At 63.1% G+C, this 14,215-nt stretch carries 16 protein-coding genes; 8 read left to right on the top strand and 8 right to left on the bottom strand.

The window, feature by feature from the left end; genetic code table 11:
* The first annotated feature begins 91 nt into the window (after positions 1 to 91).
* From VF769_RS08490 to VF769_RS08480, 3 genes are all read left to right on the top strand, one after another.
* Complete coding sequence (locus VF769_RS08490) at positions 92 to 496, top strand: MucR family transcriptional regulator (RefSeq protein ID WP_331007960.1); 405 nt, start codon at positions 92 to 94, stop codon at positions 494 to 496.
* An 89-nt stretch (positions 497 to 585) separates the two neighbouring features.
* Positions 586 to 1,608 carry an IS1595 family transposase gene (locus VF769_RS08485; RefSeq protein ID WP_331007959.1) on the top strand — a complete coding sequence of 341 codons (1,023 nt, stop codon included), beginning with the start codon at positions 586 to 588 and terminating at the stop codon, positions 1,606 to 1,608.
* A gap of 453 nt (positions 1,609 to 2,061) precedes the next feature.
* Entirely contained in the window at positions 2,062 to 2,271 is a 210-nt protein-coding gene (locus tag VF769_RS08480; protein WP_331007958.1) for a hypothetical protein, read from the top strand.
* Here VF769_RS08480 and VF769_RS08475 read toward each other — a convergent pair.
* From VF769_RS08475 to VF769_RS08465, 3 genes are read right to left on the bottom strand one after another with little or no spacing between them, the layout of a single operon-like run.
* Positions 2,268 to 2,480 (bottom strand): hypothetical protein, encoded by a 213-nt coding sequence (locus tag VF769_RS08475; RefSeq protein ID WP_331007957.1) that lies wholly within the window; start codon positions 2,478 to 2,480, stop codon positions 2,268 to 2,270. The two genes, VF769_RS08480 and VF769_RS08475, sit on opposite strands and share 4 nt — an antisense overlap.
* 8 nt (positions 2,481 to 2,488) lie before the next feature.
* Positions 2,489 to 2,653 carry a hypothetical protein gene (locus tag VF769_RS08470; protein ID WP_331007956.1) on the bottom strand — a complete coding sequence of 55 codons (165 nt, stop codon included), beginning with the start codon at positions 2,651 to 2,653 and terminating at the stop codon, positions 2,489 to 2,491.
* Positions 2,650 to 3,513: a hypothetical protein gene (locus VF769_RS08465; RefSeq protein WP_331007955.1), complete on the bottom strand. Its 864-nt coding sequence runs from the start codon at positions 3,511 to 3,513 to the stop codon at positions 2,650 to 2,652. Before VF769_RS08465 ends, VF769_RS08470 begins: the two co-directional genes overlap by 4 nt.
* 425 nt (positions 3,514 to 3,938) lie before the next feature.
* Between VF769_RS08465 and VF769_RS08460 the strand changes: the two genes are divergently transcribed.
* Entirely contained in the window at positions 3,939 to 4,295 is a 357-nt protein-coding gene (locus tag VF769_RS08460; RefSeq protein WP_331007954.1) for a helix-turn-helix domain-containing protein, read from the top strand.
* On the top strand, positions 4,292 to 5,020 hold the full coding sequence (locus tag VF769_RS08455; RefSeq protein ID WP_331007953.1) for a DUF6456 domain-containing protein: 729 nt from the start codon (positions 4,292 to 4,294) through the stop codon (positions 5,018 to 5,020). Before VF769_RS08460 ends, VF769_RS08455 begins: the two co-directional genes overlap by 4 nt.
* On the opposite strand, the gene VF769_RS08450 is transcribed toward VF769_RS08455, so the two are convergent.
* Positions 5,017 to 5,442 (bottom strand): SufE family protein, encoded by a 426-nt coding sequence (locus VF769_RS08450; protein ID WP_331007952.1) that lies wholly within the window; start codon positions 5,440 to 5,442, stop codon positions 5,017 to 5,019. The two genes, VF769_RS08455 and VF769_RS08450, sit on opposite strands and share 4 nt — an antisense overlap.
* Positions 5,443 to 5,484: 42 nt before the next feature.
* Entirely contained in the window at positions 5,485 to 6,531 is a 1,047-nt protein-coding gene (locus tag VF769_RS08445; protein WP_331007951.1) for a hypothetical protein, read from the bottom strand.
* A 211-nt stretch (positions 6,532 to 6,742) separates the two neighbouring features.
* On the opposite strand from VF769_RS08445, the gene VF769_RS08440 reads away from it, so the two are divergent.
* Positions 6,743 to 7,870: a HAMP domain-containing sensor histidine kinase gene (locus VF769_RS08440; RefSeq protein ID WP_331007950.1), complete on the top strand. Its 1,128-nt coding sequence runs from the start codon at positions 6,743 to 6,745 to the stop codon at positions 7,868 to 7,870.
* Here VF769_RS08440 and VF769_RS08435 read toward each other — a convergent pair.
* Entirely contained in the window at positions 7,854 to 8,699 is an 846-nt protein-coding gene (locus VF769_RS08435; protein ID WP_331007949.1) for a hypothetical protein, read from the bottom strand. The two genes, VF769_RS08440 and VF769_RS08435, sit on opposite strands and share 17 nt — an antisense overlap.
* Positions 8,700 to 8,753: 54 nt before the next feature.
* Here VF769_RS08435 and VF769_RS08430 point away from each other — a divergent pair, with 54 nt between their 5' ends.
* Entirely contained in the window at positions 8,754 to 9,098 is a 345-nt protein-coding gene (locus VF769_RS08430; RefSeq protein ID WP_331007948.1) for a DUF1491 family protein, read from the top strand.
* Positions 9,099 to 9,164: 66 nt separating this feature from the next.
* Entirely contained in the window at positions 9,165 to 10,766 is a 1,602-nt protein-coding gene (locus VF769_RS08425; protein ID WP_331007947.1) for a peptide chain release factor 3, read from the top strand.
* Positions 10,767 to 10,769: 3 nt separating this feature from the next.
* On the opposite strand, the gene VF769_RS08420 is transcribed toward VF769_RS08425, so the two are convergent.
* Both VF769_RS08420 and VF769_RS08415 read right to left on the bottom strand, forming a co-directional pair.
* The gene (locus VF769_RS08420) at positions 10,770 to 11,861 is read right to left on the bottom strand and encodes a DUF2336 domain-containing protein (protein WP_331007946.1); all 1,092 of its coding nucleotides are present in this window, start codon (positions 11,859 to 11,861) and stop codon (positions 10,770 to 10,772) included.
* 520 nt (positions 11,862 to 12,381) lie between these two features.
* Positions 12,382 to 14,214, bottom strand: coding sequence for an ABC-F family ATP-binding cassette domain-containing protein (locus VF769_RS08415; protein WP_331007945.1), 1,833 nt, complete (start codon positions 14,212 to 14,214; stop codon positions 12,382 to 12,384).
* Position 14,215: the final 1 nt, after the last annotated feature.

The following is a 14,215-nucleotide window of genomic DNA, read 5'->3' as shown; positions in this document are numbered from 1 at the left end:
TCGCAAATAATGACGCCGCGAATGGCTTGCAGGAAGGGGGTTCTTTCCTGTACTAGACCTACAATTGACTTTGCCGACGGCGGACTGGGTGATGGATCAGCAAAGAGATTTGGTCGGCATGGTGGCCGAGATTGTCTCGGCGTACGTGTCTGCCAATCAAATTCCAGCACAGGAACTCCCGGCGGTCATCCGCACGGTTCATGCCGTGCTTCTCGAAGTGTCGGGCGTTCCCTTGGCCGCCGCTGATCAAGCGCACGAGCCCGCCGTTCCAGTGAAGAAATCGGTCACGCCGGATTTCATCATCTGTTTGGAAGACGGCAAGAAATTCAAATCGCTGAAGCGCCACTTGCGTACGCGGTACGGCATGACGCCAGACGAATACCGGACCAAGTGGGGGCTGCCGCACGACTACCCCATGGTTGCGCCGAATTACGCCAAGGAGCGCTCCACCCTTGCGAAGCGCATGGGGCTCGGCACGAGCCGCAAAGGCGCTTAGGTTACGGTAGCGGAAAAAAATCCTAGAAATAGGAAAAAATCCCTAATTATGCACTTGACACACCGCGACCCCATCGGTAGTGTGGGCGCATGGAAAAGCCGTCCGACCTCCAAAACCCGCTCTTCACCGATGAAGACGCCGCGTGGGCTCACTATGAGACGCTCCGCTGGCCGGATGGCGTCGTTTGCCCGAAGTGCGGCTCCGTAGGTAATGCGACGCGCCTTGCGAACAAGACCACGAGGCGCACGCGCAAGCTGAAGGACGGAACGACGAAGGAAGCCGAGTGGACCCGTCGCGGTGTTCACAAGTGCAAGGATTGCGGCTCGCAATTCACCGCCACGGTCGGCACCATCTTCGAGGACTCGCACATTCCCATGCACAAATGGCTCATGGCCGTGCATCTGGTTTGCGCGAGCAAGAAAGGCATGTCCGCCGCGCAGCTTCACCGCATGCTGGGCTTTGGCTCGTACCGCACCGCTTGGTTCATGCTTCACCGCATTCGCGAAGCGATGGCGGAGCGAGGCTCGCTTCCACCGCTTGGCGGCGCGGGCAGCAGCGGCATTGTCGAGGCCGACGAAACGTACCACGGCAAGGTCGAGAACCCGACTGAATACACGACGAAGGGCGAGAAGTTTCGACGCTCAAAGGCCGGTAAGGGCCCGTCGAATAAGCGTGCGATCGTCGCTCTGATCGAGCGCGGCGGCAAAGCGCGCGTGTTTCACGTCGCGACGGCCAACCGCGAAAGCGTTGAGCGCATTGTTCGCGAGAACGTCGATAAGTCGGCGCGTCTGCACACGGACGAAAGCCGCCTCTATCCGCGCGTTGGGCACGAGTTCGCAGCACACGAGCGCGTGAAGCACTCACGCGGCGAGTATGCGCGCGGCGATGTGCACACGAACACTGCCGAGGGTTTCTTCGGGGTGTTCAAGCGCGGCATGACCGGCGTGTACCAACACTGTGACGAGAAATATCTGCATCGCTATCTCAGCGAATACGAGTTCCGCTTCAACACGCGGACCAAGCTTGGCGTGAACGACAAGGAGCGTGCGACGCTTGCCCTTAAGGGCGCCGCTGGCAAGCGCCTCACGTTGCGACCAACTCAAAACGCCTAGCCTTCGCTACATCGTTGAGCGCAGACGTCGCGCGCTTCGTGTTCATCAAGCATGGGCGCGGCGGCGGAAAATCGGATCGGCCACGGATCGAAACACGACGCGCGACCTATTCGACGAGCCGTGAAACGTAACGGAACGATTCGCGTGCGGAATCATGTGGTGCGCGGTGCCAATGCACACACGCCATTAGCAACCGATTAACCGCGTTATCGGACCTTGCGTGAAGGTAAGTGCTAGCCAGTGCTGCGGGCCGCCACGGGGGCGGAGCTGACGTATCTAAGCCTAGCAAACTGCCGGAGCAGGCCCCCGTGGTGACGACCACGGAGCCCCGCATCCTGCCAGGATCAGATAATTCGCCGTCACGGGAAACCGTGGCGGCGTTGCTCTTTTATGGCCAATACCCTTAATAGGACCCTAATGCGACCCTCATAGGGTCGCGATAGGGTCCTGTCGGTGGCGATTGTTCAAAAGAAGTTTGCGATCACGAACCGCCATCACCGCTTCATCAATGCACTGGTGAAGACCGGACGTTCTGGCGGAGACCGCGGTGAGGTTGTGCGCCGCGCACTAGATCTTTGGATTGACCTCAAAATCCAAGAAGAACTCATTTCGGATGCGGACGGCGGAGATGTCGAGGTCTTGGATGATGCGGACGACACTTAGAGTGCCAGCCCACGCACCCAATCAATCGCGGCGAACACCGCCCAAATCGCAAAGCAAAAGACGATATAGAGCGCAATTGCCGCCACCACTGGCCCGCATCCGTTTGGCGCAATTCGATCCCAGAATTTTTGTCTAGACTGATACACGCTCATGATGATCGCTATGCCAAACGGGGTGACGATTGCCGCGATCAACATCTCCCATGGCATGGTGCGCGCTAAGCCTTGTCGCGCTTCCGCTTCTCGTCCGCGTCCTTGATTAGGCGGCCAATAGGCTCCGGTGACGCGCGGCGCTTTGGCTCGTCCTTGTGCGCTTTTGGGGGCATGTCGATCATGCGACGCATAACTTCATCGCGCTGGCGCTCGATTTCATCGTCCGTCATGCCGCTTCTCCATCAAGTAAGCTGTCCACCCACCGATAGTACGGTCGCGAACTCATGTTCTCGCTGGTTCGACGCCCTTCGTCCACCGTCACCGAGCGGCGATACTCAGTCTCTGTCTTATCGGGCCGCAGGAACGAGTCTTTCAGATCCAATGCATGGCGTGGGTTTTCGTGAAAATGCCGGATCAAAGGGTAGCGATTGAGCCAAACGCCGGCTTGCCCCTCCACCGGCACGCAATGCTCTGTGGTGAAGACTACAGCGTTGACGCGCGCACTGGCGCCAAACAACCGCCTCACGCACCGGTGCAACACCTCGTGCACATTGTCTTCCGCAAACCAGCCTTCTGGCAGCACGCAAATCACAACGCCGGGCTTGTCGGCCGGAAGTTGTGCGCGCTTTGTTTGAAGCGCGTTGAATATTGTTGTCTCATTGAAAGTAGGCGCGGTTAGCGCCGTTACCTCGACGCAGATTCTGCGGCCGTTCTTGATCGCGGTGAAGTCAAAATCCGCTCCGCGCACATTGGTCTCTCTAACAGCAATGATCTTGAACCCATCCTGAGAGAGTGCGTGCGCCCAGAAGCATTCCCAAAAAACGCCGCTCATCTCGCGCGTCGTGAGGCGGCGGTGAAAATCTTCGAAGCACCGAAGATTTCGAAGTGTGAATAGTGCGACGGCGATGGCGCGTAGTCGGCTCAACGCTGGGCCAGGTATCCCGCCCTCGGCATTGAGTTCAAACTTGAAGAATGGATCGGCCTTGCCCGGTATCAATTCGATGTCGAGATACGCCGCGATCACCGCCAACGCTGCGAACGAGTATCGAAGGTCGCCGCGCCGCGCCTGTGGCGGCAGATTTCGGATCATCAGTTCGGCGTCAGCGTGTAGTCGTGCCGCTAACGCGCGCGAGGTTTTTCGCTGTTGCTTGCGCCGCCTCTTCGCAGTCAAACGTGTGCCCCGATGCGGACTCGAATACCTCCCAAGTTACATCGTTCGGAGGCTTCGACCACCACGTGCGCGCGTCGTCGCCGAGGCGCACACGACCGCCTCCCGCGATTTGCAGGAGTAGTACAATTGATCCATCTGGGCGTTTGAACCTCAGGCCATACACAGCTCAGGTCCCGCGTTCTGCGGGTGCAAGGGGAGCCGGCCTGTCACGCAGGAAAAGACTATCCCTAGCACCCGGTGTGTCAAGTGCATAATTAGGAAAAAATCTATTCAACCCTGTTGGGCGGGACTTATCCTGCCGGTTCACGGGCCTAGAGGCCCAAAGCCAAGACAGGAGTTGGATGATGAGGGTGCTTGGACGGCGGGCGCAGGATGCGACGGCCGCTCGCCTCGCGGTGGATGTGACGGCCTACGCGCTCAAGGTCTCCGCGCAGGATGTGATTGAGGGTGGGCGCGGAAGCGCGGATGTCGCCATGGCGCGGCGCGTGGCGATGTATCTGTGCCACGTCGCCTTCGAATTGAGTTTGCAGCGGGTGGCCGAAGCGTTTGCGCGCGACCGATCTACGGTCGCCTATGCATGCCACACCATAGAGGATAGACGCGACGATCCACGGTTCGACGCGTGGATCGCGAGCCTTGAAATGACGTTGCGCACCGCGCCGCCACCTACGCTGAGCGTCCCCGCGGAGCGAGGACCGTGAACAAGGCCCGGGTGTTGGCGCGGTTGGCGTCGTCGGGCGCTGTACTGGCGCCAATCAAAGATGGCGCTGTCTACGGCGTCTTTCCCGGCGGTGATCGTCGACGCCGGCCGACTGCGCGTTTGTCTCGCGCGGAAGTGCGCGAACTCGTGTCGGACGGCGCGATCCGCGAAGCCGGCGCTGGATCTTATGCGCTCAATGAAGCGGGCGGCGCGCGTGTGCGGCGTGAAGCTGCGGCGCCTGGGGAGGAATTCCTGGCGCAGCACGCGTCGATCGTTGATCGATCGGTGATCAGCGGTGCCGCGAATATCCGCGTGCTGCGCGGATTCGCGCTGAACGGCGTGATCAAGCGTCTCGCGGCATTGCGCGATCACGCTGATCGACCGTGGCTCAGCGACGCGGAAATTGAGGCGGCGGCGCGTCTGCGCGCGGATTGGGAGGCAGCCCAAATAGGCTTCCTGCGCGGCTCGGATTGGAGTGCGCCGCCGCGGAGCGGCACGGCCCGCGGATCAAGCGCTGCGGTCGAAAATGCAATGACCCGGCAGAGCGATGCGCGACGGCGTGTGAATGAAGCGCTCAATTCCTTGGCGCCGCCGCTCCGGCGTGCGGTCGAGCGCGGGTGCTTGCACGAAGACGGCATGGAGGCGTTGGAACGGGCTGAGGGCTGGCCGCAGCGATCGGGGAAATTGGCGCTGAAGCTCGGCTTAGCGCAGCTCGCCACGCGCTAGACTGCTTCGCGCGCCTCTTTTTGGATGCGGTTCATCATCGAGAAGAGGCCGTTGGAGCGCTGTGCGGTGAGCGCATCCTTTAGGTCGAGACGTTCGAAGACGGCTTTGGGGTCGATCGAGAGAATCTCCTCCGGCGTGCGCCCCGAAAAGATACGCAGCAACATGGCGATCTCGCCGCGCACAAGGTGGGCGTCTGAATCGCCGCGGAAGAAGAGTTTATCGGGCGCATCCGAGCGACGCTCGCTGACCAACCACACACGGCTGACGCAGCCGCGCACACGATTTTCTTCCGTGCGTTCGGCGTCGCTGATTGGTTCCAGCGCGCGCGCGAGGTCGATCACATGCGAAATGCGCTCCTCCCAATCGGGGAGGAGCGCAAACTCGTCGGCGAGTTCATTGATGGTTTGATCGATGCCGGCCATGCCGACGAAATGCGCCTTCGCGCCCTCGTGGGCAAGAGTGGCCTAGTCGCGACCAGCGCGGCCGGTCGCGGTGGGCATCGGCGACATGGCGGTCGTGTCGGGCTGGGCGACAGCGCCGATGCAGGTGCCGATGTCGCGCAGGCCGTGTTGGCCAAGGCAGAACGCGTTCTCATAACGGAAGCGCGCCGCCGACATGCATTGATAGAGCTGCAATTGCGCCATCTCGAAGCAATCGCGCGAGCGCGGGTCGTTGATGAGGCGCGTGACGGCGCTTTGGTTGGTCTCGGTTGCGTCGAGCGCCTGCAGGGCGGCGACCGCAGCCATGCGGTCGAGCGCTTCGCCGCGGGTCACGTTCACGCGAAACTGACGGCTGGCGGGAGTTGAGGCCACCTCCACCACTTGATCGCCGCCACGCAACGAGTCCCAGAAGCGACGGCCGCCATAAGCGGTGGGGTCGCTGGCGGGCGTCATCGAGAGCGGCGCGACCGTCAGGCGCGGCGCGTAATCGGCTGGCACGGCGTTCGCTGGCGCACCTTCGCGGCCGAGCGAGCGAATGCGCTGTAAGCGCGCGGGCTGCCCCGGCGCGACCTGATTGCCCCAGCGCTGACGTTGCACCGAATAGGCGAATTCCTGGTAGCGGTCGGCCACGGCGGTAATGCGGGCGGAATCCGCGTTGGCGGAGTCGAGCAGGATGCGCGTAGCCTCTTGGCCCCCGCGCAGCCCGCGCGCATAGGAAGGATCGACGGTGACCGCCCAAATCACCGCGTCACGGCCATAATAGGCGGCGGCGTCACGTACCCCTTGCACGAAGGCAGGCGATTGCGCCGCAGCCTGGGCGCCGTACGCAATCCAGCCGCGCGTCAACTGATCGCGATTGTGGCGGGCGACGCGGTCGAGAGCTTGCTCAAGGCCGTTGGCGTCGCGCGGGGTCGTCGCGCGCAACTCCGTTACGTCGTTGTGGTAGGCGGCGTAGGCCGTGACCGCGGTGTGCAGATCGACCGGCGCATCGTTGGCGGGCGTCTGAGCGTTGGCGACGCCCAACAGGGCGACGGCCGCGGTAGTGGTTGTCCAGACCGCAAGGCTACGCATCGGCTGTGCTCCCCTAATCCTGAAATGGTGAGTCCGCTTCCGACATCGACTCAGAGCGGGCATCGTGATCCCCAGCGCGTTAAGAAGACTTTTACTCGCGAGCCGCCTTTCGGTGTCAACGAAATCAGCAGTAACCATCCCTGCAAAAGCAGCGCCGCGCCCATTGGGGGTCGTCCTGGCCCTCTGGGCCTGGGCGGTCGGCGTTGTCTTCGTGGGCATCGTTTCGGCCCTGAATGGCGCGAAAATAGGGCCGTTGGCGGCTGCGAGCGTGTTGGCGCTCGCGCCATCTTTCACAGGTTTCATCTTGCTGCCCCGTCTGGGCAGCCGTTGGGGTGCGCTGAGCTTTATCTGCGTTTGGCTGTTAACCGCGATTGGTCTGATTTCTGGAACCGGCGGCGCCGGCTCGCCGCTGACCGCAGCGCTGTTGATCGCTCCAGCGACGGCCATGGCGCTGGGGCGGCCATGGGCGCCTGAAGCGGGAGCGGCGGCGGTTCTGGGGTTCGCGGTGGCCGCTTTCCTCGCGCGCATTGAGGCAGGTGCGGAGCTTGGGCCGTTCGCCGAGGGTCTGTCCGTTGTGGCGATCGCCCTGGTCGTGGGGCTGATGGCGCTCAGCCGCGACGCGCCGTCGCCTGCACGGACGCAGGTGATGGGTGCTCGCATCGCGGAAGTGTCGCATGAATTGCGGACGCCTTTGACGCATATCCTCGGTTTCTCGGAGATGATTGAGCGTCAGATATTTGGCGAGTTGAGCGCTCGCTATGTCGAGTACGCTGGGCTCATCCGCAGGAGCGGCACGCACCTGCTCGGACTGGTCAACGACCTGCTTGACCTCTCCCGCATCGACGCGGGGCGGTACGAGATCGAAGCGGGCGATTTCGATGTGCGCGGCGTCGTTGAAGAGGTCGTGCGGCTTTCCATCGATGGCGCCGAGAAGAAGCAGATTCAGCTTGGCATGTTGACGCCAGAGGCGCCTCTGCTGGTGCACGCGGATGCGCGCGCGGTGAAGCGCATGCTTATCAACACGGTCGGCAACGCGATCAAGTTTACGCCGGAAGGCGGGCGCGTGATGGTGGTTGCCGAAGCCCGCGACGGCGCGCTTGTGCTTGAGACAATCGATAACGGGCCGGGAATTCCAGAAGAAGACCGCGACAAACTTGGAGAGCCTTATGAGCGCGGCTCGGGCGGCGCGCGTGCGGAAGGCACCGGATTGGGATTGGCCTTGGTACGCGCGCTGGCGACGCTGCATCGTGGAATTCTCAGCTTCCATGATGCGCCTGGCGGGGGGGCGCTGGTGCGGGTGAGTTTGCCCGTGCTGAAATCGCCTAGCGGCGAAGCGTAAGGAACGCGCGTGCTGCTGCGATGTCGCCAACCTCGACCAGCAAACGCTGCGTCACACGGCCGGTTTGCACTTCGATTGCCACGGTCTCGCGTGGGTCGAGCGCGAGCAGGTCGCGGAATGCATCGTCGGGAAAGGTGAAGACGGCTTGGTTGCGATTGGCGTCGACGCGTTCGATGCTGCGCGTGGCGGGGATAGTCTGTTGTGCATGCGCCGGCGCCTCGCCGGCGGCGAGTCCATAGGCCACCCGTTGCGGCAAGCTGATCTCGGTGGCGCGCTCCCGTGCTTGGTCGCGCATGACGAGCCGCGCCGACGTGGGCGCCGCTGCGCCGCGTGCGACGGGGAGTGTCAATGTGAGCCGCTGCGCCGAGGCTTGCTGGCGCACGCCGAACGTCGCCGCGATCGGCGCATCGATCATCTGGCTGATGCGCCAGCCTTCATGAGCGCGGCGTGCGGTCCAACCGCGCTGCCAGCCGGGAAATTGCATCGTCGCGGCATTGGCCCAGGAGGCGAATGAGCGATTGGCGTCAGCGACCGATTGGCGCGAGCGGGGATCATCGCAACGACGCGATTGCGCGGCGCCGACAACGCTCTGCTCAAGTTGGCGGACCTGCGCGGTGGACCAGCCCTCCCGCAGCAGCGAACCGCGCGCTTGCGCGAGGCCGATCTCCAGCGCATCGCGGATGGAGCGATCGAGCAGGCGGCACTGATTGTCGATTTCGATGAGGCCGCGTCGTTCGACGTATGCTTCACGCGCGTTCGGGCCCGCCTGCGCCGAAGCGGCGGCGGCGAAAAAGGCGGTTAAGGCGGCGGCAAGAAGTAAGGCGCGCATAAGAGTGAAAGAGGTTAAGGGAATGTCGTTGCGTTCGCGTGAACGAGAGGCCGCATGGATGAGCTGAAGACAGAGTTCTGGGCGAGCGCGCTCATCCGTCGCGCCCAGATCGGCGGCGCATTTGCGGGCGTGGTGCGCAAGGGCGACAGGGATGCTGGGGCCGTCATGGTCAAAGTGGCGACCCTAGATGGTAAGGCGCGGCTCTATGGGCCGGCGCGCAATGGCGAGGGCGAACGGATTTGGCTGGATCTGTCGGCCGGACCGCTGGGAGATGTGGAGGCCGAAGTGGACGCCCATATCCGCAAACGCGCCGAGACCGATCCGGACCTTTGGGTCATCGAGGTGGAGGATAAGCAGGGGCGGCATTTCCTGCAGGAACCCGTGGATTCCGGGTCCTGAGCGCGGCGGGTTGCCCCACTCAGTCCTTCGGCGTAAACGCGCCGCTTCGCTTTTAGACCGAGATTCATGTCCGCCGACCCCGCCACCGAGGCCGCCCGCCGCCGCACGTTCGCGATCATCTCGCACCCCGACGCCGGCAAGACGACGCTCACCGAAACCCTGCTGCTGGCCGGCGGCGCGATCCACTTGGCCGGTGCGGTGGCCGCGCGCGGTCAGGCGCGACGGACCAAATCGGATTGGATGAAGATCGAACGCGAGCGCGGCATCTCGGTGTCGAGTTCGGTGATGATGTTCGAGCACGACGGCAGAGTGTTCAATTTGCTCGACACGCCGGGCCACGAAGACTTTTCGGAAGACACCTATCGCACGCTGACGGCCGCGGATTCCGCGATCATGGTGCTCGACGCCGCGAAAGGCATCGAGCCGCAGACGCTGAAGCTGTTCGAGGTCTGCCGCCTGCGCGACATCCCGATCACGACCTTCATCAACAAGATGGACCGGGAAGCGCAGGATCCTTTCGCGCTGTTGGATGAAATCCACTCGAAGCTCGCTATGGATACCGCGCCGATGTACTGGCCGGCCGCGTCCGGCCAGCGCTTCGCCGGCATGCTTGATCTGACAACGGATGAGTTCGTGCCGTTCAAGCGACTTGAGGCTGGCGAAGAAGGGTTCGCAAGCCATGGACGCCAGAAGCGCGGCGACCCGAATTTTCTTCAAGGTGTTGGCGATGATGTGCGCGCCGAACTGATGGAGACCGCGGAGCTGGCGCGGGATGGCCTGCCGAAGTTTGACCTTCAGTCGTTCCGCGAGGGCCATTTGACGCCGGTCTATTTCGGATCAGCGTTGCGCCGTTTTGGTGTTCTTGAGCTGTTGGCCGGCATTGGAGCGCACGCGCCCGCGCCGGCCGCGCAAAGGGCGATCGTTAAGGGTGTCGATAGTGAGATCCAGCCTGGCGACGAGCGCGTCACCGGCTTTGTGTTTAAGATCCAAGCCAACATGGATCCCAAGCACCGTGACAGGGTTGGCTTCTTCCGCGTTGTCTCAGGCCGGTTCAAGCGTGGCATGACGTTGAAGAGCGCAATTGGCAAGTCGCTCAACGTGCACAATCCGATGATGTTTATGGCGCAGGAGCGCGAGATCGCGGACGAGGCGTTTCCAGGCGATGTGATCGGCATTCCCAGCCACGGTGGACTGCGCGTGGGAGATTCGCTTTCCGAAAACGGCGACGTGTCGTTCAAAGGCATTCCGAATTTCGCACCAGAGATTCTGAAGCGCGTGCGCGTGAAGGACCCACTGAAGCAGAAGCATTTGCGCAAGGCTCTGGAATCGCTTGGCGAGGAGGGCGTGACGCAAGTCTTCAAGCCGATTACAGGCGGCGATCTGGTCGTCGGCGCAGTGGGGCAGTTGCAATTCGAAGTGCTCGATGAGCGGATGAAGGCGGAATACGGGCTCGAAGTAATGTTCGAGGCTTCGCCGTATCAGGCTGCACGTTGGATCAGCGCGGACTCGCGCAGCGACCTCGACGCCTTCATCGATAAATCGAAGATGCAAATGGCAGAGGATGTAGATGGCTCGCCGGTGTTTCTCGGCAAGAGCGATTGGGAGATCGGCTACGTGCTGGACAAGAACCCGAAGATTAGGTTCAGCGCGTCAAAGGAGCGCCTCTAGGCTCTAGGCGGCGCGCGCACCTTCGGCGCCCTTGCGAACCTTAAAGAAGCGCATGGCGCGTTGGGCGGCTTCGACAGGTACGGAATTGTACATGCGGCCGAACTCCTCGGCCTTGGCCATAGCTTCGTCGCCGCCGCAGGTGAGCACCGCGAGTGTGACGAACAGAGGGCGCTCGATGTTCGACGCACGGCAGATCATCGCCAGACCATCTATGTCCTGACGTTCGATGAGGTCGGCGACAGTCTGGTGGTCCAGATTGGTGATCTCGGCCAAGCCGTACAAGAAGTGCATTTGCTTGGCTTCGCGGTACAGCGACACCAAAAGGCGTGCATCGAGTTCGCCGGAATTCTTCTTCGAGGTGATGAACGCCATGGCGTTCTTGGCTTCGGCGCTCATGTCGGCGGCCGCGACGCGCATCCGCTCGCGGGCCTTGGCCAGTGCGGCGTCGAGGGTTGCCTGATCCACCTTGGAATTGCGCTCCATGATCTGATCGCGCAGCCGGGTCTCGACGACAAAATACATCTCGTTGAGCAGGTCGAGCGGCAGGTCGGCGCGCTTGACAACGCCTTCGTGCAACAATGTGTTGCGGCGGGCGCGGTCGACCGCAGCTTCCATGCTGACGCGCGATATCTGCGCGGTGTCGTTGCGGATGAGCGCATCGAGGGCGTAGTCGTCGCCAAAGCGGACGATGGCGTCGGAGATCTTCTCGCTGACGCCCTCTCGCTGGGCCACGGCCTTGATGTGGCTCTGGCTCTGGTAATTGACGACATGCAGAAGCGTCTGCTCGTCCAGCACCTTGCTGTTGCGCAGCACCGGCCCGGCGATCTCGAACGAGTGATTGGCCAGATCGCGCATCAGGCCCGTCGGGGCGTTGTCGGCGTTGGCAAACCGTTCGGCGAGTTCGGCAAGCACCTCGTCCTGCATCTCTGCAGCGACGAGTTGCATGACGTCGTCGAATAGGGCGGATTCCCGCTCGGTGCGGCTGTTGGAGGTCGCGAAGAAGAGATCAGTGACCTCGCGCAGCAATTCCCGGCGCTGATTGCTGTCTGGCGTCTTGGCCAGATCGATCAGTTTGGCGAAGCGCGCTTGCGTCATGAGTCTTCAGTCCTGAATCGCGCGCACCATAAGGGGCTAGCGTAAACAAACCTTACCGGGCGCCGCCGAAAGCTGGGCGGAGACTGGCGGAGTCTTCCTCTGGGCCGCCCAATAGCGCGGCCGTTTCAACGGGTTCGACAGGCCTTCGCGGCATTGGCTCCGGCGCGTGCGTCCGCGCTGGTGGGGGGACCGCAATTGAGGCGGGAGTCAGGGCTTGGGGCTCTGGCCGGAGTGCGGAAGGCGCGCGGGGGCTGAGGCCTGTCGCGACGCTTGCCGGCAGACTTGCGGGCACGGTGGCGCGCAGGGCGCAGTAGCCTTCGGTGTAAACCCAGGCCATGCACAGCGTGTCGCCCGCACAGAGCCGGGCGCAGGCGTCGGCGTTAGCGACGTGTGTGTTCGAATAGGCGCCATTGGCGCGTGGGGCGTCGAACGCGGCGAGGGCGATCACGGCGAGCGCCGAGGCGGCGGCAATGATGAGGCGCATCGGGTAAGTGTGCCGTGCGCTTGGTTAACAGAGGATTCATGGCTGCGACAGCGCCTCGCGCTTGAGCTCAATGTCGAGCCACTCGGCCTCGGCGGTGTCGCGTTCGGTGCGCGCGGCATCTAGGCGTGCGTTGACCTGCGCAAACCTCTTCGGGTCTCGGGCAAATAGCTCGGGATCGGCCATTTGTTGCTCAAGCGCTTCGATTTCCTGCGCGAGCTTGGGCAGAAGCGCATCGATCTCTGCGGCGCGGCGTTCATCTTTGTAGCTGAGCTTGGTCGGACGCTTGGGCTGCGCAGCCGCTGGGCCTTGCGGCTTGGGTGCGGCAGGCTGGCGCTTGGGCGTAACGCCGCCGTATTCGCGTTCGAAGTCAGCCCAGCCTCCTGGTGTCTCGGCCCAACGGCCATTGCCGATCGGGCCGATGATTTGCGTCGCCACGCCATCGAGGAACGCGCGGTCGTGGCTGACCAGGATCACCGTGCCGTCGTAAGCCGCGAGCATTTCTTCCAGCGCGTCGAGCGTATCCATGTCGAGATCGTTTGTGGGTTCGTCGAGCACGAGCAGGTTGGCAGGTTGCGCGAGGGCGACGGCCAGGGCGACGCGGTTGCGCTCGCCGCCCGAGAGGGCGGAGACCGGCTGACGCAATTGTTCGGGGCCGAACAGGAAATCCTTGGCGTAGGCGGCGACGTGGCGCGGCTTGCCGTGCACCATGACTTGGTCGCCTCCTTGCGGGACAAGCGTGTCCCAGAGTGTGGCGTCACTGTCGATGATCGCGCGCGCTTGGTCGACATAGGCAATGCGCAGGTTCTCACCGAGCTTGACCGTGCCATTGTCCGGCTCGCGGCGACCGAGCAGGATTTCCAGCAGCGTGGTTTTGCCCGCGCCATTGGGGCCAACGACGCCGAGGCGGTCGCCGCGCATGAGGCGCAGGGTCAGATCGCTAATGATGTGCTTCTCGCCATAACTCTTGCTGATTTTCTTGGCGTCGATCACCAGGCGTGCGGATTCGCCGCCGCGTTCGGCTTGGATCGCGGCGGACGCGCCGCCGATCTGCGATTTTCGCTCGCGACGTTCGGCGCGCATCGCCATCAGTTTGCGGCGGCGCCCTTCGTTGCGGGAGCGCCGGGCGGTGACACCGCGTTGCAGCCAATGCTCTTCCGCGCGCAGATGGGTCTCCAGCCGCGCGAGGGCGCGCGCTTCCTCCTGCTCGACGCTCTCGGCCCATTGTTCAAACGCGCTGTAGCCGCGATCGAGCTTGATGAGGTGGCGTTGGCGCAGCCAAAGCGTCGCGGTCGAGACGCGTTCGAGGAAGCGGCGGTCATGGCTGATGATAAGCGCCGCGCCGCGAAACTGCGCGATGCGCTTCTCTAAGTCTTCGATCGCGGCGATGTCGAGATGGTTGGTCGGCTCATCGAGCAGCAGGATGTCGGGATCGGCGGCGAGCGCGCGGGCAAGCGTGGCGCGGCGGGCTTCGCCGCCGGACATGCCTTGCGGAGCGCGATCCGGATCAAGTCCGAAGGCTTCAAGAGCGGCCTCGGCCGCGTGCTCCGGTGTTGGGGCTGTGCTGCCGCGCAGCGATACGGATGGCGCGCAGGCGTAGTCACGCAGCGTGCTGAAGCCGTCGAAGCTTGAATCTTGCGGGGCAAGCGCGACTTTGACGCCGGAGGTGTAGACAATCTCGCCAGCGTCTGGCTCGGCGAGGCCGGCCAGCATGCGCATCAGCGTGGATTTACCGGCCCCGTTCGCGCCAATGAAGGCGACGCGCTCGCCCTTGTGCAGCACAAATTCCGCGCCGTCGAACAGGGGTGCGCCGCCGCCAAGCGTTAGGCGCAAGTCTTTGACGTGCGCGAGCGCGGGTCCAGTCGATGCCATG

This window comes from Vitreimonas sp., assembly GCF_036392335.1.
Lineage (GTDB): Bacteria > Pseudomonadota > Alphaproteobacteria > Caulobacterales > Aquidulcibacteraceae > Vitreimonas.
The sequence above is the reverse complement of the archived record's forward strand: the minus strand, read 5'-3'. Positions and strand labels throughout refer to the sequence as shown.

Coding starts and splice junctions, on each gene's coding strand:
- VF769_RS08465 (WP_331007955.1), bottom strand. CDS start 3,513: ATGATCCGAAATCTGCCGCCACAGGCGCGGCGCGGCGACCTTCGATAC.
- VF769_RS08450 (WP_331007952.1), bottom strand. CDS start 5,442: ATGGCCGGCATCGATCAAACCATCAATGAACTCGCCGACGAGTTTGCG.
- VF769_RS08485 (WP_331007959.1), top strand. CDS start 586: ATGGAAAAGCCGTCCGACCTCCAAAACCCGCTCTTCACCGATGAAGAC.
- VF769_RS08445 (WP_331007951.1), bottom strand. CDS start 6,531: ATGCGTAGCCTTGCGGTCTGGACAACCACTACCGCGGCCGTCGCCCTG.
- VF769_RS08415 (WP_331007945.1), bottom strand. CDS start 14,214: ATGGCATCGACTGGACCCGCGCTCGCGCACGTCAAAGACTTGCGCCTA.
- VF769_RS08475 (WP_331007957.1), bottom strand. CDS start 2,480: ATGCCATGGGAGATGTTGATCGCGGCAATCGTCACCCCGTTTGGCATA.
- VF769_RS08430 (WP_331007948.1), top strand. CDS start 8,754: ATGGATGAGCTGAAGACAGAGTTCTGGGCGAGCGCGCTCATCCGTCGC.
- VF769_RS08425 (WP_331007947.1), top strand. CDS start 9,165: ATGTCCGCCGACCCCGCCACCGAGGCCGCCCGCCGCCGCACGTTCGCG.
- VF769_RS08470 (WP_331007956.1), bottom strand. CDS start 2,653: ATGACGGACGATGAAATCGAGCGCCAGCGCGATGAAGTTATGCGTCGC.
- VF769_RS08490 (WP_331007960.1), top strand. CDS start 92: ATGGATCAGCAAAGAGATTTGGTCGGCATGGTGGCCGAGATTGTCTCG.
- VF769_RS08460 (WP_331007954.1), top strand. CDS start 3,939: ATGAGGGTGCTTGGACGGCGGGCGCAGGATGCGACGGCCGCTCGCCTC.
- VF769_RS08420 (WP_331007946.1), bottom strand. CDS start 11,861: ATGACGCAAGCGCGCTTCGCCAAACTGATCGATCTGGCCAAGACGCCA.
- VF769_RS08435 (WP_331007949.1), bottom strand. CDS start 8,699: ATGCGCGCCTTACTTCTTGCCGCCGCCTTAACCGCCTTTTTCGCCGCC.